At 68.3% G+C, this 1,632-nt stretch carries 2 protein-coding genes; one reads left to right on the top strand and one right to left on the bottom strand.

Annotated elements, in window-relative coordinates:
* Positions 1–56 precede the first annotated feature (56 nt).
* Positions 57–494 (top strand): bleomycin resistance protein, encoded by a 438-nt coding sequence (locus tag J0A65_RS23120; RefSeq protein ID WP_152487795.1) that lies wholly within the window; start codon positions 57–59, stop codon positions 492–494.
* 5 nt (positions 495–499) lie between these two features.
* On the opposite strand, the gene J0A65_RS23115 is transcribed toward J0A65_RS23120, so the two are convergent.
* A partial coding sequence (locus tag J0A65_RS23115) for a putative bifunctional diguanylate cyclase/phosphodiesterase (protein WP_206596646.1) occupies positions 500–1,632 on the bottom strand: 1,133 nt, incomplete at its 5' end.

Here is a 1,632-nt window from a genome sequence, read left to right as displayed (position 1 = left end):
GCAGGCATCTACGCCGCCCCTGCCCTGCAAGCCCTGCAGGCCGCACAGCAGCAGGAATGAACGGCGCACCGCTGCCCGCACTGACGCCCGAACTGCTGGTCAGCGACCTGCCGGGCAGTCTGGCGTTCTACCTGCAGACGCTGGGTTTCCGCCTGCTCTTCGAGCGCCCGGAGGCCGGCTTCGCCGCCATCGCCCTGGGCGAGGCGGCGCTGATGCTGGAGCAGATCGACCCGGATGCGCCGCAGGACGATCCGTGGACGGTAAGGCCGCTTGATCGCCCCCTGGGGCGCGGCATCAACTTGCAGATCAGCGTCAGCGACCTGCAGCCGCTGCAGCAGAGGCTGCTTGAACACGGCGTCCCCCTGCGCCTGCCCGCAGAAACCCTGAGCTACCGCGTCGACGATCATCGGCTCAGCGTACGCCAGCTGATGATTCAGGATCCGGACGGCTACCTGCTGCGGTTCAGCCAGGTGCTCGGCACCTCCCCGCTCTAGCGCACTCAGCCGTTGGCGCCGGGCGCGTCCTGCGCGCCGAGCTTGCTTTCCAGCAGCTGGTTGAAGGCCTCGACGGTCAACGGCGGGTAGTAGAAATAACCCTGGACCTCGTCGATGCCCTCGGCCTCCACCAGGGTCAGCTGCGCGGCAGTCTCGACCCCTTCGGCCGTGGTCTGCAGCGACAGCGCGCGGCACAACCCGGCGATGGACGAGAGCAGCGCGCGCCCGCGTGGCGACTGTTCGAGGTCCGAGATGAAACTGCGGTCGATCTTGACCCGGTCCAGCGGCAGGTCCTTGAGGTAGCCGAGGGATGAATAGCCGGTGCCGAAGTCATCGAGCGCGATGCGAAAGCCCGCGTCGCGCAACGCCTGCAGGCGCGCCCTGGCGAAGTCGGCATCCGCCAGCAGGATGGACTCGGTGACCTCCAGTTCCAGCGCAGCGGGCGAGGCGCCACTGCGTTGCATGCTCTCGCAGAGTACCGGCAGCAGCGCCTCGTCATGCAACTGCCGCGCGGACAGGTTGATCGCCAGCGTCAGCGGCCAGCCGCGCGCATGCCAGTCATCGAGCAGCGTCGCCGCCTCGCGCACCAGCCAGTGGCCGATCGGGACGATCAGCCCCAGTTCCTCGGCGATGGGAATGAACACATCCGGCGGCACCCGGCCAAAGGCGGCGGTGTCCCAGCGCAGCAGCGCCTCGGCGCCCACGATCTGCCGGCCGTCCATGCCGATCTTCGGCTGCAGGGCCAGGCTCAGCTCATGCTGCTCCAGGGCACTGCGCAGCAGGTTGGCGAGCTTGACGCGGTGCAGCAGCTGTTCGCTGAGTTCCGGCCGGTACAGCGCGTACTGATTACGCCCTTCACGCTTGGCCACGTACATCGCGGCATCGGCGTGACGCAACAGCTCGCCCGCCTCGTTGCCATGCTCGGGAGCCAGGGCGATGCCGATGCTGGGCGTGGCCGTGAGCACGTGGCCGGCCAGCTCCATGGGTTCGTTGAGCGCCTTGATCAGCTTGTCGGCGACCAGCACCACCTCGTCGTGGCAATGCAATTCCAGCAGCACGACGAATTCGTCGCCGCCCCAGCGCGCCACCAGATCGCGCTGGCGCAGGGAACGCACCAGGCGCGTGGCGACCTGCTGCA

The sequence above is a fragment of the Bowmanella yangjiangensis genome, from assembly GCF_017255015.1.
GTDB classification, from domain to species: domain Bacteria; phylum Pseudomonadota; class Gammaproteobacteria; order Enterobacterales; family Alteromonadaceae; genus Bowmanella; species Bowmanella yangjiangensis.
The sequence above is the reverse complement of the archived record's forward strand: the minus strand, read 5'-3'. Positions and strand labels throughout refer to the sequence as shown.

Coding starts and splice junctions, on each gene's coding strand:
- J0A65_RS23120 (WP_152487795.1), top strand. CDS start 57: ATGAACGGCGCACCGCTGCCCGCACTGACGCCCGAACTGCTGGTCAGC.